This is a genomic window from Nocardioides mangrovicus, from assembly GCF_003674065.1.
GTDB classification, from domain to species: Bacteria; Actinomycetota; Actinomycetes; order Propionibacteriales; family Nocardioidaceae; genus Marmoricola; species Marmoricola mangrovicus.
This window is the reverse complement of record NZ_RDBE01000001.1, coordinates 527368-550163: the sequence shown is the minus strand read 5'-3', so window position 1 is coordinate 550163 and position 22796 is coordinate 527368. Positions and strand designations below refer to the sequence as shown.

Below are 22796 nucleotides of genomic sequence, written 5' to 3'. Positions count from 1 at the left end.
AGGATCGGTTCCGGACGAAAGGCTTCCGCATGTCACCGACCGCTCGAGCCCTCCTCACGCTGGAGCTGCTGCAGGCCCGCCCCGGCATCACCGCCGACGCCCTGGCCGAGCGCCTCGACGTCACCGAGCGGGCCGCGCGGCGCTACGTGGCGATCCTGCGCGAGGCGGGCATCCCGGTGGAGTCGGTCCGCGGCCCCTACGGCGGCTACCGGCTGGGCCGCGGGCTGCGGCTGCCGCCGCTGCAGTTCAGCGCCGAGGAAGCGCTCGCGCTGGTGATGTCGGTGCTGGAGAGCCGCGACTCCGCCGCCGACCCGGCCGATCCGGTGGGCGCGGCGCTGGGCCGCATCATGCGAGCGCTGCCGCAGGCCGTCGCCGAGCAGGCCGAGACGGTGCGCCGCACCGCGACCCCCACGCCGGACCGCTACGCCGCCCGCCCCGATCCCGCGACCACCGCCCGCCTGGTACGCGCCTGCGCCGACCGGCGCCGGGTGCGGATCGAGTACGCCTCGGCGGCCGGCAGCAGCTTCGAGCGCGAGGTGGAGCCGTGGGCGGTGGTGGTGCGGGCCGGGCGCTGGTACCTGTACTGCCAGACGTTCCCGCACGGCGAGCGCCGGACCTACCGGGTCGACCGCGTGCGCGGGCTGAGCGTCCTGGACGACACCTTCACCCCGCCCGCCGGGCTCGACGCGGTCCGCGAGCTCGACGAGCACCTCGGCACCGGGTGGACCCACGAGTGCCTGGTGCGCATCGAGGCCCCGGCCGATGACGTCCGCCGCTGGGTGCAACGCGCCGCCGGCCGCGTCGAGCCGCTCGAGGAGCAGCGCTGCCGGCTGGTCGGCAGCACCGAGAACCCCGACGAGTACGCCGCCAACCTCGCCCGGCTGCCGGTGCCCTTCACCGTCGAGGGCTGCGAGCACCTGCAGGGGTTCGTGCGCGAGATCGCCGCCCGGATGACGGCGGCGGTCTAACCCAGGTCGACGATCGCGGCCACCGGGCCGCCGCCGTCGGGGCCCTGGTGGGCGGCGGACACGGAGACGAAGACGGCCGGGTCGCCGGTGACCGCGGCGGTCACACCGCCCACGGCGGCCTTGATCTGGCGGTGCCAGTGCACGTCGGAGTCGTCGAGCATCGCGTTGCGGCGGCCGCGGACCTTGCCGTCGGCGCTGGCCTCGCACTTGAGGAACAGGTTGACCACGCGGCCCTCGAGGTCGCTGGTGTGCGGCCGTTCGGGCAGCTCGAGGCCGGCGGAGCGAATCGCGTCCCACAGCCCGTCCTGGTCCAGGGCGTCGGTCATGACCGCGTGCCCGATCCGGTAGCGGCCGCCCACCCCGGTGGCGTTGCCGACGACGACCACCTGCGCGCGGTCGAGCTCGACGCCGGAGGAGCACGAGGCCACCGAGGAGTACAGCGAGCGGTCCTTGAGCACCTGCTCGTCTCCTGGCATGTCGATCTCGCCGAGCGCGACGGCGATGCCGAGCGCCGTGCCGCCGTTGGAGACGTCCATCGAGTACAGGGTGTCCTCGGTGAAGACGTCCTTCCCGCGCGACTTGGCGTCCTCGATGGTGCTCAGGGTGAGCAGCGGGGTCTTGGTCTGCACGTAGTGCACGTCGGCGACATCGGTGATGCCGGCCCGCTCCATCGCCACCTTCACCGCGTCGGCGACCTTGGTGATCATGCCGGCGCGCCCGATGTCCTCGGGCAGCAGCACCTCGCTCATCGCGAAGCCGACGGTCAGGCGCGGCTCGTCGGAGGCGTCGGCGTCCGTGGTGGCGAAGATCGTGGCGTGCGGGCTGATGACGCCGTCGGTGCCGCCCGACCACACGATCGGGATCTCCTTGACCCGGTCGGCGTCGGCGCCCTTGGCCACCAGCGCCTCGCGGAAGGCGCGGTCGGCGATGATGCGCGTGTAGTCGTTGACGCCGCCGTTGCCCTCGGTCTTGCCGATGATGGCGACGACGCGGTCGGCAGCGAGGACGCCGTCGTCGATGAGCTTGGTCAGCTCGCTGGCGTCGGAGACGGAGTGGATCGGGACCTTGCGGACCTCGATGGCGCTGGGCATGGGTTCCTCTCTCTGACGGGGTTTCGAGGCGGTGCTAGCGCACCTCCTCAACCACCGTCCGGTGTCACGACCGTGCCGGCGGACCCGGTCACGGCCTTCTCTATGCTGGACAGGTCGGTGATGACGGCACGGTGGCCCGTCTGCTCCACGAACCGGCAGGCGGCGTCGACCTTCGGGCCCATGGAGCCCGAGCCGAACGCGCCGGTGGCGGCGTAGGAGCGCATCGTGGCGACGCTCACCTCGCCGATGTCCTCGGCGTCCGGGGTGCCGAAGTGCAGGACGGCGTGGGGCACGTCGGTGGCGATGACCAGCAGGTCGGCGCCCACCAGCCGGGCGAGCAGCGAGGCGCCGAGGTCCTTGTCGATGACCGCCTCGACGCCGGTGAGACCGGCGCCGTCGCGGACCACCGGGATGCCGCCGCCGCCGTTGGCGACGACGACGAACCCGGCGTCGATCAGCGCCATGACGGCCGGGGCGTCGACGATGTCGACCGGCTCGGGAGAGGCGACCACGCGCCGCCAGCCCTTCTCGCCGCGGTCCTCCCAGGTCTCGCCGTGCCCGACCAGCACCGCGGCGTCGGCACGCGAGAGGTAGCGACCGATCGGCTTGGTGGGATCGGCGAAGTGGGGGTCGTCGGCGGCCACGAGCGTGCGGGTGACCAGCGCGGCGGTACGGCGGTCGATGCCGCGCTCGGCCAGCGCCGCGTCGAGGGCGTCCACGAGGACGAAGCCCAGCGTGGCCTGGGTCTGCGCGCCGCACCAGTCCAGCGGCACGGGCGGCACCACGCTCGCGGCGAGCTCGTTCTTGACCAGCAGGTTGCCCACCTGCGGTCCGTTGCCGTGGGTGAGCACGACGTCGACGCCGTGGGCCAGCAGGTCGGCCACCGACGCCATCGCCAGCCGGGCGGCCGCGATCTGGTCCTCGGGCCGCGCACTGCCGTCGGGTCCCGTCATGGCGTTGCCGCCGAGCGCGAGCAGAACCCTCATGATCCGACAACGTACGGACGTGGCCGCCGCGGGTCAGTGGCAACCCTTGCCAACGCCTGCGTCACGGATGTGGCGGGAGGTCCACCACGAAGGCGGCGCCGCCCTCGGCGGCCCGGCCCACCTGGATGGTGCCGCCGAGCCGGGTGACCAGCCGGTGGACGATGGCCAGGCCCAGGCCGTGGCCGCCGGCCCGGTCGACGTACTTGGCGTGCAGCGCGCCTGGGCGGAAGGCCACCACGGCGTCCTCCTCGGAGAGGCCGGGGCCGGAGTCGCGCACCTGCAGCCGGACGCCGCCCTCGTGACCGGCCGCGGCCACCACCACCTGTGCTCCGGGCGGGCAGACCCGCACCGCGTTGTCGACCAGTGCATCGAGCACCTGCCGCAGCCGGCCGCGGTCGCTGGTCACCACCGGCGGTTCGCCGGTCACCCGGGCCTCGACGCTCACCTGCTCGCGGCCGGCGCGCTCGGCCCAGGCGTCGGCGGTCTCGTGCGCCAGCTCGGCGACGTCGACCGGTCCCGCGCGCAGCCCGAAGTCGTCGGCGTCGAGCCGCGCGAGCGCGAGCAAGTCGTCGACGTAGCGCTCCAGCCGCTGCGCCTCGGCGACCATCGTCTGCGCCACCACCGGTACGTCGGCGCCGGTGGTGACGCCGTCGGCCAGCGACTCGGCGTAGCCGCGGACGGCGGTGAGCGGCGTCCGCAGCTCGTGGGAGACCGAGAGCAGGAAGCGGCGCTGCCGCTCCTCGCTGCCCTGCAGGGCGACGTCGAGCTGGAGCAGTGCGTCGGCGACGTCGGTGACCTCGCGGGTGCCGCCGCGGCCCGAGACCATCTCCGGGGTGACGGCACCGCGCTCGCCGGCGCCCATCCGCCGGGCCGTCGCGGCCAGCCGGGCCAGCGGCCGGCCCAGGCCGTTGGCGATCACCGCGCCCACGGCCAGGGCGACGACCAGCCCCAGCGCCAGTGCCAGCAGCAGCCGCTCGCGCTGCTGGGCCACCGCGGCGGAGACCTCGCGGATGCCGGTGGCCAGCACCACCGCGCCCCCGTTGCGCAGCGGCCGGGCCTCCACGATGACCCGGCGGTCGCCGAGCCGGCCGGTGGTGGACACCGAGCCGCCCGCGAGCAGCCGGGAGACCTGCGACTCGTCCAGCGCGCGGGCCGCCCCGGTGGTCCTCCCGGCGGGGGTGACCGTGCCCAGGTTGAGGCCGCGGACGTCGAGGCGGGCGTTCTCGCGCAGCGTGAGCCGCGACGCACGGGGCAGGTCGGCGATCAGGTCGGCCTGGCGGCCCAGCGTGGTGTGGGCGGACTGCTCCGCCGAGGAGCGCACCAGCGGTGCGGTCAGCAACGCGGCGAACAAGAAGGCCACCGTGGCCACGGCGAGCATGGCCAGGATCAGCCGGGTGGTCAGCGCCGATCTCATCAGCGGCCGCTCAGCCGGCCGGGATCCGGTAGCCGACGCCGCGGACGGTCTCGATCGGGCTGTCCTCGCCCAGCTTGGCCCGCAGCTGGGCGACGTGGACGTCGACGGTGCGGCTGGTGCCGTAGTCGGCCTGGCCCCAGGCCCGGGCGAGCAGCTCCGAACGGCCGACCACCTTGCCCTTGCCGCGCAACAGCACCTCGAGCAGGTTGAACTCGGTGACGGTCAGCGCCAGCGGGTCGCCCGCCACGCTCGCCGTGCGGGCCCCGGGGTCGAGGCGCACCGGCCCCGCCTCCAGCACCACCGTGTCGGCGTCGCGCGGGCCGCGCCGCAGCACGGCCTTGACCCGGGCGACCAGCTCGCGCGGCGAGAACGGCTTGGTCAGGTAGTCGTCGGCGCCGATCTCCAGCCCCAGCACGCGGTCGATCTCGTCGTCGCGGGCGGTCACGAACAGCACCGGCGTCCAGTCGCCGGCCTCGCGCAGCCGGCGGCACACCTCGACCCCGTCCACGCCCGGGAGCCCGACGTCGAGGACCACCGCCACCGGTCGCAGCCGGCCGACCGCGGCCAGCGCGGCCTCGCCGTCGGCCTCGACGTGCACGCCGTAGCCCTGCTGGGCCAGGTAGCGCCGCTCGAGGTCGGCGATCGCAGGCTCGTCCTCGACGACGAGCACCAGTCCGGTCTCCGCCATGGCAGGAACGGTAGTGCGCGCACGGGCGAAGACCCGTCCCACTTACCGAACCCGTACCTCGGTCTGATCCGCCCGTCACCAGGGCCCGGCATCGTCTCGTGACATGAACGGAACCCTCATCCTCACCGGCAAGGTGCTCGGCACCGCCGCTCTCGCCACCGGCGCCATCGTCACCGGCGTCACCGGCGTCCACTCCGCCGGCGCCTCGTCGGCCGCCACCACCAAGACCGCGCACTGCGGTCACGGCTTCGCGCTCGCCAAGGCGCCGGCCTCTCTCAAGACCGACCTCAAGGCGGCACGCCAGCAGCCGAAGGGCAAGGAGCGCCGCGAGGCGCTGACCAAGGTCCGCAAGGAGGCCCGGCAGGGCCACTACGGCCAGGCCACCGAGATCGCCGTGCTCAAGCGGGAGAACCGGCGGCTCCACTGGCGCGCCCAGGCCCCCGACGCCCTCAAGGCCGCGCTGAAGGACGCCGCCCAGCAGCCCGCCGGCGAGCAGCGCAAGGCCGCCGTCGCCAAGGTCATGTCGGACGCCGCGTCCGGCACCTACGGCGAGAAGGTCGAGAAGATCGCCAAGAAGCGCGCGCAGCGTCAGGACGCGTGCCAGGCCAAGCGGCAGGAGCGCCAGGAGAAGAAGAAGAGCTAGAGCAGCTCGAAGTCGGCGAAGTCGAACCCGGGTGAGACCAGGCAGCTGACCAGCGCGTCGTCGACGGCGGGGACGGTGCGCTGCCAGACGTCCGCGGCCACCACCGCCTGGGCGTCGGCCTCGGGGCCGACGACCCGGGTGGTGACGGCGGCGGGCTCGGGTCCGCTGCCCCCAAGCTCGAGGGTGACCGTGCCGGTGTGTGCGAGCCAGACCTCGTCGGAGCGCACGCGGTGCCAAGCCGAGGACTCTCCGGCCGGCAGCCAGAAGTAGATCAGCGTGGCGGTCGGACGCACCCGGCCGTCGGGCAGCACCACCGTCTCCGGTGAGGCCCAGGTCTGCCGGAACCAGCCGCCCTCGGGGTGCGGCTGCAGGTCGAGGCGGGTGACGAGCGGGTGCATGCGTCCATCGTCGACGGTGACCGCCGTCACACGACTGGCTAGGGTCGCGCCATGACCCGGGAGATCACCACGCTCGTCAGCGGCATGTCCTATACCGAGTGCCCGCGCTGGCACGAGGGCCGGCTGTGGTTCGCCGACTTCTACACCCACGCCATCTACTCGGTCGGCGAGGACGGCAGCGACCTGCGCACCGAGGTCGAGGTGCCGCAGCAGCCCTCCGGCATCGGCTGGCTGCCCGACGGCCGGCTGCTTTACGTCTCGATGAAGGACAGCTCGGTGATGCGCCGCGAGACCGACGGCTCGCTGGTCGTGCACGCCGACGTCTCGGCCTTCGTCACCGGCCACCCCAACGACATGGTGGTCGACGCCGACGGGCGCGCGTGGCTGGGCAACTTCGGGTTCGACCTGATGGCCGGCGCCGACATCGAGCCCACCGTCCTGCTGCGGGTCGACCCCGACGGCACGGTGGAGCAGGTGGCCGACGACCTGTGGTTCCCCAACGGCAGCGTCGTCACCGACGACGGCGTGCTGCTGGTCGACGAGACGTTCGGCAACCGCGTGTCCGCGTTCGACATCGCCGACGACGGCACGCTCACCAACCGCCGGATCTGGGCGCAGTTCGGCGAGCTGCCCACCTCCCGCGTGATCGCCGAGGCGCTCCACCAGGCGTCGGTCGGCCCCGACGGCTGCGGACTCGACGTCGAGGGGGCGCTCTGGCTGGCCGACGCCATCAACGGCCGCGTGCTCCGGGTGCGCGAGGGCGGCGAGATCCTCGAGGAGATCTCCCCCGGCACCGGCGTCTTCGCCTGCATGCTCGGCGGCAGCGACGGCCGCACGCTGTTCATGAGCTGCGCGCCCGACTTCGACGAGCACGCCCGCAGCGCCGCCCGCGAGGCCGAGATCCGCACCTGCACGGTCGACGTGCCGCACGGCGGGCGGCCCTGAGTCAGAGCGTGTCCACCTCGGCGTGCTCGGCGCCGCCGGCCAGGCGCGCGTAGCCGGGCCCACGGTCGAAGAACGCCTCGGCGGGGGCCGGGCGCGAGCCACGCTCGGCCTCGGTGGCCGCCGGGTCGAACCCGTCGTCGGTGAGCACGACGCCGTAGTCGGCCAGCGCCGCCTCGGGCGAGACCTTCTGCCACTGCACGTCGCGGACGACGAGCGCGGGGTCGCGACGCAGCGGGTCGCCCCAGCCACCACCGCCGGTGGTGCGGATGCGGATCAGCTCGCCGGCGCGGACGGGCTCGGCGTCGGCGAGGGCGTCGACCTCGCGCTCGTGCGGGCCGCCGGGGTCGATGGTGACCTGGAACGGCTGGCCGGCCAGGCCGCCCTTGACGCCCCAGCAGGCCAGGATCGAGCGGTCGGCGATGGACATGAAGTGTGCGTCGGCCAGCATGCGGATCTGCTTCTCGTAGCCCAGCCCACCGCGGAACTCCCCCGCCCCACCCGAGTCGACGGCCAGGCCGAGCGACTCGACACGGAAGGGGAAGCGCGCCTCGGTGAACTCGGTCGGCAGGTTCCGCGAGTCGGGGACGACGTGGATGGTGTCCTCGCCGTCGGCGTAGTAGCGCCCACCCGAGCCGCCGCCGAGCACCTCGCGCATCAGGTAGGGCCGGCCCTGGAGGTCCTCGCCGTAGACGCCGGTGTAGCGGATGGTCTCCTGGTCGGCCGGCATCCGGCCGTCCACGGCCTTGGCCACGACGCCGGCGAGCACGCCGAGCAGCCGCAGGATGACGAAGGTGCGGGCGTTGGTGGGCGCCGGGAAGACCGGCGTGAGCAGGGTGCCCGGCTCGGGGAACCGCATCTCGATGAGCGGCACGACGCCCTCGTTGACGTCGAGCTCGGCCATCCGCTCCGGCGACTCGGCCAGGTTGCGCAGGATCGGCGCCAGCCACTTCTTGAGGAAGACCCCGTCGCTGGCGTCGCCGACGTGGTTGATCGGGCCCTTGGCCTGCGGCGAGGTGCCGTCGAAGTCGAGCACCAGGCGCTCGCCGTCGGGGTCGTCGGGGCCGGTGCGGGTCAGCGTGATGCGCTGGGTGTGCAGCCGCGGCTCGTCGACGCCGTCGTGCTCGGCGTAGTCCTCCCACACCCACTCCCCGACGGGGATCTGGGAGAGGATCTCGCGGCGGTAGGTCTGCGTGGTGCGGTCGATGATGGCGTCGAAGCAGGACTCCACGACGTCGACGCCGTAGCGGTCGAAGAGCTCGCCCAGCCGCCGCGCGCCCATCAGGCAGGCCGAGCACTCGGCGTCGAGGTCCGCGGCCAGCGACTCCGGCATCCGCGAGTTGCGGGTCATGATCGTCAGCGCCGCGCGGTTGGGCACCCCGGCGTCCCACAGCCGGATCGGCGGGACCATCAGCCCCTCCTCGAAGACGCTGGTGGCCTGGCTGGGCATCGAGCCCGGCACCGCGCCGCCGATGTCGTCGTGGTGGCCGAAGGCCTGCACGAACGCGACTACGCGCCCGGCCGAGAACACCGGCACCGTGACGCACAGGTCGGGCAGGTGGCCGATGCCGCCCTCGGAGCGGTAGACGTCGTTGTGGAAGAAGACGTCGCCCTCGCGCATCTCCTTGATCGGGAAGTCGCGTGCCACCGGGTGCACCAGCGCCGAGTACGAGCGTCCGGTGAGCTTGCGCAGCAGCCGGTCGTGGATGCCGGCGCGGAAGTCGTGGGCGTCGCGGATCATCGGGCTGCGGCTGGTGCGGGCGATGGCGGTCTCGACCTCCATCTCGACGCTGGCCAGCGAGCCCTGCACGATCTCGACCAGCACCGGGTCGGCGCCGGCCCCGGCGTCGTCGGTGAGCGTGCCGAACGGGAACTGAGTCGGTGCGCGGCGGCTCATCGGCCGCTCCTCTCGACGATGAGGTTGCGGTAGTCGTCCACGCGGGCGGCGTAGCCGGGATGGATCGGCACCGTCGAGCCGAACTCCTCCAGGATCGCCGGCCCCTCGACCACGGTGCCCCCGGCCAGGTCGGGCCGCCACAGCACCGGGGTGTCGACGTAGCCGGCGGCGGGGTCGAAGCAGACGGGCCTGGTCGATGTCTCATGGGTCGGGGTCGGCACGTCGACCGAGCGGGAGATCTCCGGCCGCTGGATCGGCCCGATGCCGGTGACCCGGAGGTTGACCCACTCCACCTGCTGGCCGGGGTCATCGGCGAAGTCGTAGCCGTAGAGGGCGCGGTGCTCGGCGTGGAAGGCCGCCTCGACGTCGGCCAGCTGCCCCTCGGCCGGCACGCGCACCTCGAAGGCCTGGCCGAAGTAGCGCAGGTCGGCGGTGCGGGCGAAGCGGTGGTGCTCGGCGGCGAACCCCTCGCCGGCCAGCGCCGCGGCGGCCTCGGCGCTCAGCTCCTCGAAGACGGCCGCCACCTCGGCGGCGTCGGGGTCGAGCGAGACGTGCGTGCGCACGTAGTCGCCGCGCACGTCGACGGTGAGCAGACCGAACGCCGAGACGTTGCCGGGGTCGGGCGGCACCAGCACGCGCGGGATGCCGAGCACGTCCATCAGCCGGCACAGCAGCAGCGAGCCGGAGCCGCCGAAGGTGGTGAGGGTGAAGTCGCGGACGTCGAGGCCGCGCTTGACCGTCACCTGGCGCAGCGCGTTGGCCTGGTTCCACGCCGAGATCTCCAGGACGCCGGCGGCGGCCGCCTCGGGGCTCAGCCCCAGGCTGTCGGCCAGCGCCTCGACGCCCTTGTGCGCGGCGTCGACGTCGAGCGGGATCTCCCCGCCCAGCAGGTGCGGCGGGATGCGGCCCAGCACGACGTGGGCGTCGGTGACCGTGACCTCCGTGCCGCCGGCGCCGTAGCAGAGCGGCCCCGGGTCGGCACCGGCCGACTGCGGGCCGACCTTGAGCGTCCCTTCCGGCGAGAGCCAGGCGATGGAACCTCCGCCCGCCCCGACGGTGACGACGTCGATCATCGGGATCTTGCTGGGGTAGACGCCGACGCTGCCCTCGGTGGTGAGCGTCGGCTCGCCGCCGACGACGACGCTGACGTCGGTGGAGGTGCCGCCACCGTCGCTGGTGAGCACCTTGTCGTAGCCGGCGACGCTGGCGATCAGCGCCGCGCCGAGCGCGCCGGCCGCGGGACCCGAGAGCACGGTGGTGATCGGCTGGTGCACGACCTCGTCGGCGCTCAGCACGCCGCCGTTGGACTTCATGACGTAGAACGGCGGCGGCCCGAACGGTGCGAGGCGCTGCTTGATGGACTCGACGTAGCGGCTCACCCGCGGCTTCACGGCGGCGTCGACCAGCGTGGTCATGGCGCGCTCGTACTCGCGGTACTCGCGCAGCACGTGGCTCGAGAGCGACACCACGCAGTCGGGGTGCTCCTCGCGCAGGATCTCCCGCATCCGCTCCTCGTGCGCAGGGTTCGCGTAGGCGTGCAGGAAGCAGACGCCGAGGGTGTCGGTGCCCTGCTCGCGGAACCAGCGCGCCACCTCGCGCGCACCGGCCTCGTCGAAGGCACGCACCTCGGCGCCGTCGACGTCGAGGCGCCCCTCGACGCCCTTCACGAGGTGGCGCGGCACGATCCGGTCGGGCTTCACCCAGAAGTAGGAGTTGCCGTAGCCGTCGGGCACCGACTGCCGGGCGATCTCCAGCATCGCCTCGTAGCCGGTGTTGGTGACGAACCCGAGCGCGGTGACCTTGCCCTCGAGCAGCTGGTTGGTCGCCACCGTGGTGCCGTGGCTGATCGCGCTGACGACCGCGTCGCCGGCCAGCTCCAGCACCTTCTCCACCCCGGCCAGGAACCCGTCGGCCGGGTTGCTCGGCGTCGAGGGGGTCTTGGTGGTGATCACCTCGCCGCTCTCCTCGTCGAACGCGACGACGTCGGTGAACGTGCCACCGGTGTCGATGCCGATGCGGAGCCGCCGTGCTGCCATGGACCGCATTCAAGCCCGGACCCTCCCCGGGGCTCACCGGCACAACCTGCCGACCGGAGCGGGCGCGTGACGTCATACGTCGCGGTCGTGGGAGCAACCACCTCGTATGACGTCCTGGGCTGCTCAGGCGCTCAGCCGGCCGAGACCCGGGCAGCCGGCGGCTCGCAGGGCGTCGACGATCTGGGCGAAGAACTCGTCGGGCTCCAGGCGCAGCCCGAGCAGGGGCAGCCGCAGGACGGTGGCGTCGGTGAGGGTGACGGCGTTCTGGCGCAGGGCGTCATCGACCACGCGACCCGCCCACAGGTGCTGGATGCCGTCGACCTCGACCACCACCTTCCACTCCTCCCAGACCAGGTCGAGGTAGTAGGTGCCGCGGCGGGTGCGGCGCACCACCTGGCGCGAGGGCGGTGGGATGCCGCGCCGCCGGCATTCGCGGACGACGTTCAGCTCGCCGAGGGACTCCACACCGCCCACCAGGTCCATCACCACGGCCAGGACGAGGCCACGACGCCGGTCGCGCCTGATCCGCAGCGCCTCGCGGCCGAGGTCGTCGGCCACGGCGAGCCGCTGCTGCACCGTGGTGGTGAGCACCAGCGCGGCCTCCTTCGCCGAACGGGCCCACAGAGCGGCCCGGACCGCGGCCACCGCCGGCTGCGTACGCGGGATCCCCGTGGCCTCGAGGTCGTCCGCGCTCCAGCGCCGGGTCTGCCGGATGTCGAACCCCCACCGCCGGCCGTGGCCCGGCCGGACCTTGGCGCCCCGCGGCACCGAGACCCGCACCAGCGGTGAGGTGACGTGCTGCAACCCGGCCGCCTCGAGCGCGGAGAGTCCGTCGAGCATCGCCCGCGGGCCGGCCTCGAACACGGCGGCCCAGCGCCGCGCCTCGACCGGCAGGGGTCCGAGGTGGACGGCGACGCTCTGGGTGCCCACCCGCCGCCAGCGCTGGGCACGCACGTGCGCCCGGACCTCGCCCCGTGTCACCCCGAGGCCGTAGAGCTGACGTCGCGAGACGACACCGACCTGTTGCTCGGCGAGTCGGAGGGCACGACGGGCGGGAGAGGTGAACACGACCGGAACGCTCCCCGGCGTCGGTCTCTCTCACCACCCACCCCTGCGCGACCTGTGGAGAACTCTTGACGTCATACGAAGGGGTCGCGGGAGCAACCACCTCGTATGACGTCAGGGAGGGACGGCGCGTGACGTCATACGAAGAGGTCGCGGGAGCAACCACCTCGTATGACGTCAGGAGCCGCCCGGGCGCTCGTTGTAGACGCCGGCGGGCTCCTGGCCGCTGAGGCGGCCGATGGCGGCCATGATCTCGTCGGTGGCCTCGCGGCGGGCGCGGCCGGCAGGGACGCCGTCGAAGCGGCCGGTGAAGTCGAGGGGCTCGCCGAACTCGACGCGGACCTTGGCCAGGCGCGGCAGCCGGGCGCCGACGGGCTGCAGCCGCTCGGTGCCCTGCAGGCCGACCGGCACCACGGGCACCCCGGCCGTCAGGGCGAGGTGGGCGACGCCGGTGCGGCCGCGGTAGAGCCGGCCGTCGCGCGAGCGGGTGCCCTCGGGATAGATGCCGAACGCCTTGCCGTCGGCCAGCACCTCGAGCGCGGTGTCGAGGCTGGCGATGGCGGCCTTGGCGTCGTCGCGGTCGACCGGCAGCATGTCGATCGCCTCGAACCACGAGCGGGTGAGGTAGCCGCGCACCCCGGTGCCGGTGAAGTAGTCCTGCTTGGCCAGGTAGACCACGGTGCGCGGGACGACGATCGGCACCACCACGCTGTCGGCGAAGCTGCGGTGGTTGCTGGCCAGGATCACCCCGCCGGTGCGCGGCACGTTCTCCAGGCCGACGACCTCCGGGCGCCACACGGCCTTGGCCACGGGCGGCACCACCGCGTGGAGCAGGCCGTAGAGCATGGGTCCATTCAAGCGGTTACCGCTCGGTCCGCTGCTCCGCGTCCAGCTCGGCGAGCGCGTCGTCGAGGCCGACCTGCGGTGCCCAGCCCCACGAGGCGGCGCGCTCGGTGAGGATGCGTCCGGTCCAGGCCGGCTGGTCGTCCCAGGTGACCTCGACGCCGAGGGCACCGGCGACCGTGCCCAGGTAGTCGCGCCAGGTGTCCGAGCCGCCGGCCACGTTCACCGCGGTGCATCCGCCCGGCTCCGGGCCGGTGAGGGCCCCGGTGGCGGCGTCGGCGATGAACGCCGCGAGGTCGCGGACGTGCACCCAGGCCCAGGTCTCCTCGGCGACGGCGTGGCGCGAGCCCGGGTCCTCGCGCAGCTGGCGGGGTCGCAGCGTGTTCCACACCGACGTCGGGCCCGGGCCCAGGATGCACGGCGGGCGCACCAGGATGCGGGTGGTGCCCTCGACCGCGGCGATCGCGCGGTCGGTGTCTCGCTTCGTGACGGCGTAGTCACCGGCGTCGTCGGCGGCCAGGTCGGAGCTCTCGTCGACGTCGCCGACGCCGGGCCTGCGGTCGTAGGCCGCGGTGGTGGAGAGGTGCACGTGACGCTCCAGGCCGGCCTCGGCCGCGGCGCGTGCGATCACCTCGGTGCCCTCGACGCCGATGCGCTGCTGGGTGGCCAGGTCGGAGCCCATCGGGTGGACGGTGGTGACCAGCGCGCCGGCGCCCTCCAGGACGGCACGCGCCGTGCGCGGGTCGGCGAAGTCGCCCACCAGCTCCTCGAGGCCGTCGAGCTGCGGCGCGGTGCCGGAGCGCCGCACCAACGCGCGTACGCGCACGCCGCGCTCGGCGAGAGCGGCACAGGCCGCGCTGCCGACCAGACCGTTGGCGCCGGTGACCAGAACCGAGACGGGGGCACTCATGACCCTCACAGTGTCACGAGAGGCGTCACGCCCGGTGGGGCGGGACGCGAAGAGCCCCAGCGGGTATGAGGCGCTGGGGCTCTTCGGGGCCGGAGAGCGGTGACGTTCCAGCCCAGGCCCCGTGGCGGCACCGGATCCCGGTGGCCTCGTCACCCACCACCGCGGTGTGCCGGCCCCAGCCGGACACCGAATCGGATCCCCCACCCCGGGGTCCGTCCGCCCTCAGCAGAGGACGGCGTGAGGAGATGTCTATGCGCCGCGCTCGGCGCGGCGCAAGGGATCGGGGGAACTTTCTCGGCGATGGGAGCAACGGGCGCGAGTCGTCCACCGATGGACCGCCGAGATCCACAGGAAGGGTCTCGGATCCACAGGCCGCGAACGTCGCTGTGGACTCATACCGCCAGTCGGTCGAGGGGCCGGCGCTGGGCGGCGAGGTCGCGCAGCCCGGTGGCCGACTCGAACCCCGCGGCGATCTCCAGCAGCCGCCGCTCGCTGCCGTGGGGACCCACCAGCTGCAGCCCCACCGGCAGGCCGTCGCGGGTGAACCCGGCCGGCACCGAGATCGCCGGGCAGCCGGTGGTGGTGATGACGTAGGCCGAGCGCATCCAGGCCAGGTAGTCCTCCATCGCCCGGCCGTTGATAGACGTCGGGAACTCCTGGTCGGCCGGGAACGGCGCCACCTGCGAGACCGGCAGCGCCAGTACGTCGTAGTCGGCGAAGAACGTGCGCATCGTGTCCGAGAGCGCACTACGACCGGCGTAACCCCGGGCGACGTCCTCGCCGGTGAGGCTCTCCCCGGCCCGGATGTTGGCCACCAGCGACGGCTTCATCCGATCGGCGTGGTCGGCCAGCAGCGGCCCGAGCCCGTGGTGGAACAGCCAGGCCCGCAGCGTGCGGAACACCCCGTCGGCGCGACTGAGGTCGGGGTAGGCCGATCGCACCGAGGCGCCTGCGGCGCCGAGCGGTCCGGCCGCCTCCTCGACGACCCGGGCCACCTCGACGTCGACGTCGAGCAGGCCGCCGAGATCCACCGAGAGCGCCACCCGCACCTCGGCCAGCGACCCGGCCACCGCGGGGGCGAAGGTCGAGCCGGGTTCGCCGAGCGCGGTCGGCACCCGCGGGTCGGGGCCGGCGATCACCGAGAGCAGCAGCGCCAGGTCGTCGACGGTGCGGGCGAGAGGGCCGGCCACCGAGACCGTCTCCCAGTAGTTGTCGCTGGGCCAGGTCGGCACGCGCCCCAGCGAGGGCCGCAGCCCGACGACGCCGTTGAAGGAGGCGGGGTTGCGCAGCGAGCCGCCCATGTCGGAACCGTCGGCCAGCGCGACCATCCCCGAGGCCAGGGCAGCGGCCGCACCGCCCGACGAGCCGCCGGCCGAGCGGCCCAGGTCCCAGGGGTTGAGCGTGGTGCCGAAGATCGGGTTGAAGGTGTGCGAGCCGGCCGCGAACTCCGGCACGTTGGTCTTGCCGATCACCACGGCCCCGGCGGCGATGATGCGCTCGACCAGCAGGTCGCTGCCGGTGGCGACGTTGTCGCGCAGGATCGGCGAGCCGCACGTAGTCGGCCACCCCTCGGCGTCGTGGGTGTCCTTGACGGCGAACGGCAGTCCGAACAGCGGGCCGCGCGCCGAGCGGCGCCGGTCGGCGGCCCGGGCGGCCTCGCGGGCGCGGTCGGCGTCGAGGGAGACGATCGCGTTGACGCGCGGGTTCACCTCGGCGATGCGCGCCAGGTGCAGCTCGAGCAGCTCCTCCGCCGAGATCTCGCCCGCGGTGGTCGCGGCCACCATCGCCCGGGCCGAGGCGTACGTATCCATCTAGACGCGGCGCGTGATCCGGCCGGCCACGACGCCGAGCAACACCAGTCCCGCACCGACGGCGATGCCGGTGAGGAAGGAACGCTCGTTCAGCGAGCCGGGAGGACGCGACGGTGGGGTGAAGACCCTGTCTCCCTTCGGTTCCGAGACGGTGGCCGGCGCAACCTCCTCGACCTGCGAGGGGTCGGTGATCGCCCGCTCCACCTGGGTGAAGAACTCCGCGGCCATCCGCTTCGAGACGCTGGTGAGCATCCGCTGCCCGACGCCCCCGACCATCCCGCCGACCACCGCGTCGGCGTCGTAGTGCAGCAGCGTGGTGCCGTCGCCGTTGTCGCCGAAGCTCACCTCCACCGTCGCACCGACCGTGCCGGGCGCCCCGGAGCCGTCCAGGCGCATCGTCAGCGAGGAGGGCTCGTGGAGGTCCGAGAGCGCGCAGGTGCCGTCGTAGGTGCCCTTGATGGCCGCGACGCCCGCGGTGACCGTCATGGCGTAGGCGTGCTCGGCCGTCTCCTCCAGCCGCGAGCAGCCGGGGATGGTGCGCACCAGCACCCGCGGGTCGAGCAGCGCGTCCCAGACCTGCTGCACGGGGGCGGCGATCGTGTTCTCTCCGGTGATCCTCATCGGTGCTCCTCTCGCAGCGTGAACAGGTCGCTGGGGCTGATCGGCATCGCGGTGATCTCGATGCCCTCGGCGTCCTCGATCGCGGAGGCGAACAGCGCCGCCGAGGGGATGACGCCGGCCTCCCCCGCGCCCTTGATGCCCAGCGGGTTGAGCGGCGAGGGGGTCTCGAGGTGGTCGATGTCGATGGTCTCGGGCACCTCGCTCACGTAGGGCATCAGGAAGTCCATGAAGGAGGCGTTCTGCAGCTGGCCGTTCTCGTCGTAGACCATCCGCTCGTACAGCGCACCGCCGACGCCCTGCGCCACCCCGCCGTGGATCTGGCCCTCCACGATCATCGGGTTGATCAGGTGCCCGCAGTCGTGCACCACCGCGTACTTGAGGATCGTGATCTCGGCCGTGTCCGGGTCGGTCTCGACGATCACCGCGTGCATGCCGCTGGCGAAGGTCGAGCGCTCGGGTGAGTAGAAGTCCTTGCCCTCCAGGCCCGGCTCCTCCCCCGGTGCGACCGGCGGCTTGTCCGGGTCGCCCACGGCGAACTGGGTGGCCGACTTGGAGGCCTCGTCGAAGGCGTAGCGCAGCGGGTTCGACAGCACCGCCACCGTGCCGAGCGAGATCGACGCACCGGGCGCGCCCTTGACCGAGACCACGCCGTCGGTGATCTCGAGGTCGTCGACGTCGGCCTCCAGCGCCTCGGCGGCGATCCGCAGCGCCTTCTCCTTGGCCCGCTTGGCGGCCAGGTGGATGGCCGAACCGCTCATCACCGCCGCGCGCGAGGCGAACGTGCCGACGGCGTACGGCATCCGCCGGGTGTCGCCGGTGACCACCTCGACGTCCTCGAACCGCACCCCGAGCTCGTCGGCCACCAGCTGCGCGAACACGGTCTGGTGGCCCTGTCCCTGCGAAGTCAGCCCCGTGGCCACCTTGACCTTCCCGGAGGTCTCGATGTGCACGTGCGCGCCCTCGTAGGGCCCTACTCCGGTGCCCTCGACGTAGCAGGCCAGCCCGATGCCGACGCGACGTCCCTGGGCCGCCATCTCCTTGCGGTACTGGGGGAACTCGTCCCAGCCGACCAGCTGCTTGATCTTCTCCAGCGACGCCGGGTAGTCGCCGGAGTCGTAGGTCAGCGGCCGCCCGTCCTGGAAGACCAGGCCGTGCTCGTAGGGGAACTCGTCGGGCTGGATGAAGTTGACCGCACGCACCTCGGTGCGGTCCTTGCCGAGGTAGGCCGCGATCGCGTCCATCGTGCGCTCCATGGCGTAGACGCCCTGGGGCCGGCCGGCGCCGCGGTAGGGCGTGACGATCACGGTGTTGGTGTAGATGCTCTCGAACACGACCCGGTAGGCGCGCGGCTTGTAGGGCCCGAGCAGCTGCGTGCTGGTGATGATCGGGACGATCAGCCCGTACGGCGTGTAGGCGCCGTGGTCGTGCCAGAACATCACGTCGAGGCCGAGGAGGCGTCCCTCGTCGTCGAAGCCGACCTCGATGTGCTGCACCTGCGCGCGCTCGTGGGCGCTGGCCACGAAGTGCTCGCGGCGGTCCTCCACGTAGCTGACCGGCCGGCCCAGCCGCATCGCGGCCAGCGGCACCAGCAGCTCCTCGGGCCACGGGTGGTTGATCTTGACCCCGAACCCGCCGCCGACGTCGGGGGTGATGACGTCGACCGCCCGCAGGTCCAGCCCGAGCTTGGCGGCCACCGCGGCCCGCACGCCGGTGGCGGTCTGCGTGGACGACCACACCTGCAGCCGCTGCTGGTCGGGGTCCCAGCGGGCGGCGACGCCGCGGCCCTCCAGCGGCGTGCACGCGCTGCGCTCGACGTCGAGGTCCAAGGTGAGCGTGTGCGGCGCCTTCGCGATCTCGGCGGGCGCGTCGCCGTTGTGCTGCTCCATGCGGGCGCCGACGTTGCCCGGGACGTCGTCGTGCACCAGGTGCTCGGCCGCGCGCGAGGCCGCGATGCCCACCACCGCGGGCAACGGCTCGTAGCGCACCCGGATCCGGGCGACGGCGTCCTCGGCCACGTAGCGGTCGGTGGCCACCACGAACGCCACCGCCTCGCCGGCGTAGTTCACCTCGTCCTTGGCCAGCGCGTACTGCGTGCGGCCGTGCGTGAGCGTCGGGTGCGGGATGAGCAGCGGCAGCGGCTCGCCCATCGCGTCCTCGAGGTCGTCGTAGGTGTAGACGGCCACGACGCCCTCGACGTCGAGCACCGGCTCCACGTCGATGTCGAGGATGCGGGCGTGAGCGTGGGGGCTGCGTAGCACGGCCGCGTGCAGCGCGTCCTGACCGGAGAACACGTCGCCGACGTAGCGGCCCTGCCCGCGCAGCAGCCGGTCGTCCTCCACGCGCGGCACCTTGGTGCCGAAGAGCTTCGTGGTCACCGCAGCTCGGCCGCCTTCAACACGGCCGCGACGATGTTCTGGTACCCCGTGCAGCGGCACAGGTTGCCGCCGACCATCTCCCGCGCCTCATCGCGCGTGGGATGCGGGTTCTCCTCGAGCCCGGCGGTGATGGTGGTGAGGAAACCGGGCGTGCAGAAGCCGCACTGCAGGCCGTGGCAGTCCTTGAACGCCTGCTGCACCGGGCCGAGCGAGCCGTCTGGCTGCGAGAGCCCTTCCACCGTGGTGATCTCGGCCTCGACGGCCGAGACCGCGAACATCAGGCACGCGCGCGTCGGCGCCCCGTCGAGGAGCACCGTGCAGGCCCCGCAGACGCCGTGCTCGCAGCCGACGTGGGTGCCGGTGAGGCCGAGGTCGAGCCGCAGCGCGTCGGAGAGCAGCCGCCGCGCCGGCACCGCGACGGCGTGGTCGTGGCCGTTGACCCGCAGCGTGATCTCGTGGAGCTCCTCGCTCATGCGGCCTGCTCGAGGACGCGGCGGGTCAGCACGCGCACCAGCTGGGACCGGTAGGCCGCGGTGGCGTGGATGTCGGGCTGCGGGTCCAGGTGGGCCAGCGCGGCCTCGCCGACGTCGTCGGGCGCCACCCCGGTGAGGTCGACGATGGTCGGCACCTCCTCGACCGAGAGGTAGGCGACCCGGGTGCGCTCGGGCCCGACCAGCGCGGCGACTCCGCACATCGCGTAGTCGCCGTGCCGGCGGGCGATCTCGGCGAAGCCGACCCGCTCGCCCGGACGCAGCGCCGGGAACCACGCCGAGACGGCGATCTCGTCGTGCGCGAGGGTCGACTCCAGCGGGCCGGCGAAGAGGTCGGCGGCCTCGATGGTGCGCCGGCCGCGGACCGAGGCCACCTCGACCGAGCCGCCCAGCAGCGCCAGCACCGCGGGCATCTCGGCCGCGGCGTCGGCGTGGACGATCGAGCCGACCGTGGTGCCGCGGTTGCGGATGGTCGGGTGCGCGACGTGGCTGAGCGCGAGACGCAGCAACGGCTGCGTACGCGCGGCGTCCTCGTCGCGCAGCAGCGCGGCGTGGCGCACGAGGGCACCGATGCGCACCCCGTCGTCGTCGCAGGAGATGCGGTCGAGGTCGGGCACGGCGTTGATGTCGACCAGCATCGCCGGCGCGGCCAGCCGCATCGTGAGCAGCGGCACCAGGCTCTGGCCGCCGGCCAGCACCTTGGCGTCAGGATGCGCGCCGAGGACCTCGAGTGCCTCCTCGAGGGAGCGGGGGCGGACGAACGCGAAGGGGGCCGGCTTCACAGGAGCAGTGTCACAGCGCCTTGGTGACCTCGCCCGAGCCGAGCTCGGCCCGCCGACCCTTGACCAGGTGGAAGTAGGCGATCACCAGGATCGTGCCGAGCGCGATGCCCGAGAGCGAGAAGTCGTCGGTGATCTGCAACGTGACGCCGCCGATGCCGGCGATGATGCCGGCGGCCAGGCCCACCATGTTGACCGGGTTGGCGAAGTCGACGCCGTTCTCCACCCAGATCTTGGCCCCCACCAGACCGATCATCCCGTAGAGCACCACGGTGATGCCGCCCAGGACTCCGCCGGGAGTCGCGCTGACGATGGCGCCGAACTTGGGGCACAGCCCGAGCAGGATCGCCACCAGGGCGGCCACGTAGTAGGCGGCCGTGGAGTAGACGCGGGTGGCCGACATGACGCCGATGTTCTCGGCGTACGTGGTGGTGGGCGAGCCGCCGAACAGGCTGGAGAGCGCCGTGGCCAGGCCGTCGGCGCCGATCGCGCGGCCCATGTAGGGGTCCAGGTCGTCGCCGGTCATCTCCGCGACCGCCTTCACGTGGCCGGTGTTCTCCGCGATGAGCGCGATGACACCGGGCAGCACCAGCAGGATGAAGGTGAGCGAGAAGCTCGGCGCGTGTACGACGCTGACGCCGTCGGCCAGCTTGCCGCTGGGCAGGCCGATCCAGTCGGCGGCCTTGACCCCGGCCCAGCTGACGCGGTCGTGGTCGATCTGCTTGGTGGTGTCGGCGCCGGTGACCGAGTGGATCTGGCCGAACAGCAGGTCGCTCAGCCAGGACAGCACGTAGCCGAAGATCAGCGCCAAGAAGACCGCGATGCGCGACCAGAAGCCCGGGAACATCACCGCCGCGACCACCATGAAGGTGGCGGTGATCAGCGCGATCCACTGGTCCTGGGGCCAGTAGATGCCGGCGACCACGGGGGCGAGGTTGAAGCCGATCAGCATCACCACCGCGCCGGTGACGGCGGGCGGCAGCACGGCGTGGATCACCCGCGCGCCGGCCACGTGGATCACCAGGCCGATGACCGCCAGCACCAGGCCGGCGACCAGGATGGCGCCGGTGACGTCGGCGGAGTCGCCGCCCTGCCCCCGGATCGCGGCCACCGCGGCCACGAAGGAGGCGCTGGTGCCCAGGTAGCTGGGCACCCGGTTCTGCACCACGAGCAGGAACCCGATCGTGCAGATGCCGGAGAACAGGATCGCCAGGTTGGGGTCGAGGCCCATGACGATCGGGAACACGAAGGTGGCGCCGAACATGGCCACGACGTGCTGGGCCCCCAGCCCGGCGGTGCGGCCCCAGCTCAGCCGCTGCCGCGGCCCCACCGACTGTCCGGGCGGCGGCGTCTTGCCGTCGTGGACGACCTCCCAGCTGAACAGCGACATCGGCGCACCCTTCATCGGCCCTGGTCCGGCTCCCGAGAGGCCCGAAACTAGTGCGATCCAGTTCACACCCTCACCGGCGAGAAGCGCCGAAGGAACACCGGGTGCGATGGCAACGGTTGTGGGGCCCTCAGCCCGGTGTCACCCGGTGACCTCGAGCACCCGCAGCGCGACGGCGACGTCGAGGCGCAGGTGCGGGTCGCTGCCGAGCGGGCCGAGCAGCCGTTCGAGCTTGCCGACCCGGTAGCGCATCGTGTTGTAGTGGAAGAACTGCGTGCGCGCGGCCTCGGCCACGTTGAAGTTGGTGTCGAGCAGCACCTGGAGCGTCTCGCGCAGGTCGGCGGCCTCCTGCGTCGTGCCGGCCAGCACGCCCAGCACGTCGTGGGCGAACGCCTTGAGCTCGGCCGGGTCGGGCACCAGCGCGATCAGCCGGTGCAGGCCGAGCTGGTCGAAGGCGGTGCTCGAGCCGCGGCCGTGGATCATCCGGCCGACCTCGAGCGCGCGCCGTGCCTGGGCGTACGCCGCGGGCAGCCCGGTGACGCCGGGCACCGGCCGCCCCACCCCCACCGAGAAGCTGCGCCGGCCGCCGCCCTTGTCGCCGCGCACGGCGTGGACCGTCCGCTCGACCAGCAGCGTGTCGGCCGCGGCGTCGGCCCCGGCCGGCAGCAGGGTGACGACCTCGGAGGAGAAGTCCAGGCTGGCGATGCCGGGGTCGACGACGGCCGCCACCTGGCGCCAGGCCGCGGAGAAGCGCTCCTGGAACTGCCGCTGCCGGGCCTGGGAGACGGGCGGCTCGTCGGGCAGCGGCGGGTCGATCTCGGCGCAGGCCACCAACAGCGGGCGGCCGAGGTCCCAGCCGAACCCGGCGCCGTGCTCCACGACGTACGCCGGGTCGCCGGCACGGCCCAGGAACACGTCGCGCAAGAAGTCGCCGCGGTACTTCGACTCGACCGCGTTGACCGCCTCCTGGCGGGTGATGAACAGCGCCGCGACCGCGCACGCGCGCTCCATCGCGCGCACGTCGTGGTCGGTGATCGGGCCGTCGATGCGGACGCACACCAGCCGGGCCAGGTCGGCGCCCGCCGCCACCACGCGCATCATGCGGGCCCGTCCGGCGCCCACCACGGCGCCGTCCTTGGCGGCGCGCTCCACGCGGAAGCGCCCGGTGGGGTCGAGGAGCCCGGCCCCGTCGAGCGCCTCGCGCACCGGCGCCGGCACCGACGCCGCCCGCTCGCGGCCGTCGGTGGAGGTGATGAGGACGCCGACGTCGAGCACCTGCGCGAGCTCGGCCGCGATCTGGCTCAGCTCACCGCCCTCGAGCACCACCTGGGTCAGCGCGATGTGAAGGGCGTCGGCCCGCTGGTCCCAGTCCGTCGGGGCGGAGGGCAACTCTTGCACCGCTCACCACCGATCGTTGGCAGAACCTCACATGACCCCGCGTCTGCGCCGGA

20 protein-coding genes are annotated in these 22796 nt (G+C 73.2%); 3 read left to right on the top strand and 17 right to left on the bottom strand.

Translation table 11 applies throughout. The annotated features are described in order from the left end of the window. Nucleotides 1-29 precede the first annotated feature (29 nt). Nucleotides 30-968: a helix-turn-helix transcriptional regulator gene (locus D9V37_RS02755; protein WP_121804565.1), complete on the top strand. Its 939-nt coding sequence runs from the start codon at nt 30-32 to the stop codon at nt 966-968. Here D9V37_RS02755 and bar read toward each other — a convergent pair. The 4 genes from bar to D9V37_RS02735 all read right to left on the bottom strand — a co-directional run bounded on the left by bar (nt 965) and on the right by D9V37_RS02735 (nt 5147). Next, nucleotides 965-2059 carry a barbiturase gene (gene bar / locus D9V37_RS02750; RefSeq protein WP_121804564.1) on the bottom strand — a complete coding sequence of 365 codons (1095 nt, stop codon included), beginning with the start codon at nt 2057-2059 and terminating at the stop codon, nt 965-967. The genes D9V37_RS02755 and bar overlap by 4 nt on opposite strands. 47 nt (nt 2060-2106) lie before the next feature. Next, a complete protein-coding gene (locus tag D9V37_RS02745; RefSeq protein WP_121804563.1) occupies nt 2107-3045 on the bottom strand; it encodes a carbamate kinase in 939 nt (312 codons plus the stop codon). 61 nt (nt 3046-3106) lie between these two features. After that, nucleotides 3107-4459, bottom strand: coding sequence for a sensor histidine kinase (locus D9V37_RS02740; RefSeq protein WP_121804562.1), 1353 nt, complete (start codon nt 4457-4459; stop codon nt 3107-3109). 10 nt (nt 4460-4469) lie between these two features. Beyond that, a complete protein-coding gene (locus D9V37_RS02735) occupies nt 4470-5147 on the bottom strand; it encodes a response regulator transcription factor (protein ID WP_121804561.1) in 678 nt (225 codons plus the stop codon). A gap of 103 nt (nt 5148-5250) precedes the next feature. Here D9V37_RS02735 and D9V37_RS02730 point away from each other — a divergent pair, with 103 nt between their 5' ends. Next, on the top strand, nt 5251-5790 hold the full coding sequence (locus tag D9V37_RS02730; protein ID WP_121804560.1) for a hypothetical protein: 540 nt from the start codon (nt 5251-5253) through the stop codon (nt 5788-5790). Here D9V37_RS02730 and D9V37_RS02725 read toward each other — a convergent pair. Further along, nucleotides 5787-6188 (bottom strand): cupin domain-containing protein, encoded by a 402-nt coding sequence (locus D9V37_RS02725; protein WP_121804938.1) that lies wholly within the window; start codon nt 6186-6188, stop codon nt 5787-5789. The two genes, D9V37_RS02730 and D9V37_RS02725, sit on opposite strands and share 4 nt — an antisense overlap. Nucleotides 6189-6239: 51 nt before the next feature. Between D9V37_RS02725 and D9V37_RS02720 the strand changes: the two genes are divergently transcribed. After that, on the top strand, nt 6240-7133 hold the full coding sequence (locus D9V37_RS02720) for an SMP-30/gluconolactonase/LRE family protein (protein ID WP_121804559.1): 894 nt from the start codon (nt 6240-6242) through the stop codon (nt 7131-7133). Between the two features lies 1 nt (nt 7134). On the opposite strand, the gene D9V37_RS02715 is transcribed toward D9V37_RS02720, so the two are convergent. From D9V37_RS02715 to D9V37_RS02660, 12 genes are all read right to left on the bottom strand, one after another. Then, nucleotides 7135-9027 (bottom strand): hydantoinase B/oxoprolinase family protein, encoded by a 1893-nt coding sequence (locus D9V37_RS02715; protein WP_121804558.1) that lies wholly within the window; start codon nt 9025-9027, stop codon nt 7135-7137. Next, nucleotides 9024-11063 (bottom strand): hydantoinase/oxoprolinase family protein, encoded by a 2040-nt coding sequence (locus D9V37_RS02710; protein WP_121804937.1) that lies wholly within the window; start codon nt 11061-11063, stop codon nt 9024-9026. The genes D9V37_RS02715 and D9V37_RS02710 overlap by 4 nt, the downstream gene beginning before the upstream one ends. 123 nt (nt 11064-11186) lie before the next feature. After that, a complete protein-coding gene (locus tag D9V37_RS02705) occupies nt 11187-12131 on the bottom strand; it encodes a DUF559 domain-containing protein (protein WP_121804557.1) in 945 nt (314 codons plus the stop codon). A gap of 174 nt (nt 12132-12305) precedes the next feature. Next, on the bottom strand, nt 12306-12974 hold the full coding sequence (locus D9V37_RS02700) for a lysophospholipid acyltransferase family protein (RefSeq protein WP_121804556.1): 669 nt from the start codon (nt 12972-12974) through the stop codon (nt 12306-12308). Nucleotides 12975-12990: 16 nt separating this feature from the next. Continuing rightward, nucleotides 12991-13881, bottom strand: a complete 891-nt coding sequence (locus D9V37_RS02695; RefSeq protein ID WP_121804555.1) for an NAD-dependent epimerase/dehydratase family protein — start codon at nt 13879-13881, stop codon at nt 12991-12993. 392 nt (nt 13882-14273) lie between these two features. Continuing rightward, nucleotides 14274-15692, bottom strand: coding sequence for an amidase (locus D9V37_RS02690; protein ID WP_121804554.1), 1419 nt, complete (start codon nt 15690-15692; stop codon nt 14274-14276). Continuing rightward, nucleotides 15693-16313, bottom strand: coding sequence for an SRPBCC family protein (locus tag D9V37_RS02685; protein WP_121804553.1), 621 nt, complete (start codon nt 16311-16313; stop codon nt 15693-15695). Beyond that, nucleotides 16310-18688: an aerobic carbon-monoxide dehydrogenase large subunit gene (cutA, locus tag D9V37_RS02680; RefSeq protein ID WP_121804552.1), complete on the bottom strand. Its 2379-nt coding sequence runs from the start codon at nt 18686-18688 to the stop codon at nt 16310-16312. Before cutA ends, D9V37_RS02685 begins: the two co-directional genes overlap by 4 nt. Then, nucleotides 18685-19161, bottom strand: a complete 477-nt coding sequence (locus D9V37_RS02675) for a (2Fe-2S)-binding protein (protein ID WP_121804551.1) — start codon at nt 19159-19161, stop codon at nt 18685-18687. The genes cutA and D9V37_RS02675 overlap by 4 nt, the downstream gene beginning before the upstream one ends. Continuing rightward, nucleotides 19158-19961: an FAD binding domain-containing protein gene (locus tag D9V37_RS02670; RefSeq protein WP_121804550.1), complete on the bottom strand. Its 804-nt coding sequence runs from the start codon at nt 19959-19961 to the stop codon at nt 19158-19160. Before D9V37_RS02670 ends, D9V37_RS02675 begins: the two co-directional genes overlap by 4 nt. Before the next feature lie 10 nt (nt 19962-19971). Continuing rightward, nucleotides 19972-21348 carry a uracil-xanthine permease family protein gene (locus D9V37_RS02665; protein ID WP_121804936.1) on the bottom strand — a complete coding sequence of 459 codons (1377 nt, stop codon included), beginning with the start codon at nt 21346-21348 and terminating at the stop codon, nt 19972-19974. A 138-nt stretch (nt 21349-21486) separates the two neighbouring features. Then, on the bottom strand, nt 21487-22734 hold the full coding sequence (locus D9V37_RS02660; RefSeq protein ID WP_121804549.1) for a PucR family transcriptional regulator: 1248 nt from the start codon (nt 22732-22734) through the stop codon (nt 21487-21489). Nucleotides 22735-22796: the final 62 nt, after the last annotated feature.

Bases quoted from the DNA above. Each gene is read 5' to 3' on its own strand.
- D9V37_RS02755 (WP_121804565.1), top strand. From the start codon at position 30: ATGTCACCGACCGCTCGAGCCCTCCTCACGCTGGAGCTGCTGCAGGCC.
- bar (WP_121804564.1), bottom strand. From the start codon at position 2,059: ATGCCCAGCGCCATCGAGGTCCGCAAGGTCCCGATCCACTCCGTCTCC.
- D9V37_RS02745 (WP_121804563.1), bottom strand. From the start codon at position 3,045: ATGAGGGTTCTGCTCGCGCTCGGCGGCAACGCCATGACGGGACCCGAC.
- D9V37_RS02740 (WP_121804562.1), bottom strand. From the start codon at position 4,459: ATGAGATCGGCGCTGACCACCCGGCTGATCCTGGCCATGCTCGCCGTG.
- D9V37_RS02735 (WP_121804561.1), bottom strand. From the start codon at position 5,147: ATGGCGGAGACCGGACTGGTGCTCGTCGTCGAGGACGAGCCTGCGATC.
- D9V37_RS02730 (WP_121804560.1), top strand. From the start codon at position 5,251: ATGAACGGAACCCTCATCCTCACCGGCAAGGTGCTCGGCACCGCCGCT.
- D9V37_RS02725 (WP_121804938.1), bottom strand. From the start codon at position 6,188: ATGCACCCGCTCGTCACCCGCCTCGACCTGCAGCCGCACCCCGAGGGC.
- D9V37_RS02720 (WP_121804559.1), top strand. From the start codon at position 6,240: ATGACCCGGGAGATCACCACGCTCGTCAGCGGCATGTCCTATACCGAG.
- D9V37_RS02715 (WP_121804558.1), bottom strand. From the start codon at position 9,027: ATGAGCCGCCGCGCACCGACTCAGTTCCCGTTCGGCACGCTCACCGAC.
- D9V37_RS02710 (WP_121804937.1), bottom strand. From the start codon at position 11,063: ATGGCAGCACGGCGGCTCCGCATCGGCATCGACACCGGTGGCACGTTC.
- D9V37_RS02700 (WP_121804556.1), bottom strand. From the start codon at position 12,974: ATGCTCTACGGCCTGCTCCACGCGGTGGTGCCGCCCGTGGCCAAGGCC.
- D9V37_RS02695 (WP_121804555.1), bottom strand. From the start codon at position 13,881: ATGAGTGCCCCCGTCTCGGTTCTGGTCACCGGCGCCAACGGTCTGGTC.
- D9V37_RS02690 (WP_121804554.1), bottom strand. From the start codon at position 15,692: ATGGATACGTACGCCTCGGCCCGGGCGATGGTGGCCGCGACCACCGCG.
- D9V37_RS02685 (WP_121804553.1), bottom strand. From the start codon at position 16,313: ATGAGGATCACCGGAGAGAACACGATCGCCGCCCCCGTGCAGCAGGTC.
- D9V37_RS02675 (WP_121804551.1), bottom strand. From the start codon at position 19,161: ATGAGCGAGGAGCTCCACGAGATCACGCTGCGGGTCAACGGCCACGAC.
- D9V37_RS02665 (WP_121804936.1), bottom strand. From the start codon at position 21,348: ATGTCGCTGTTCAGCTGGGAGGTCGTCCACGACGGCAAGACGCCGCCG.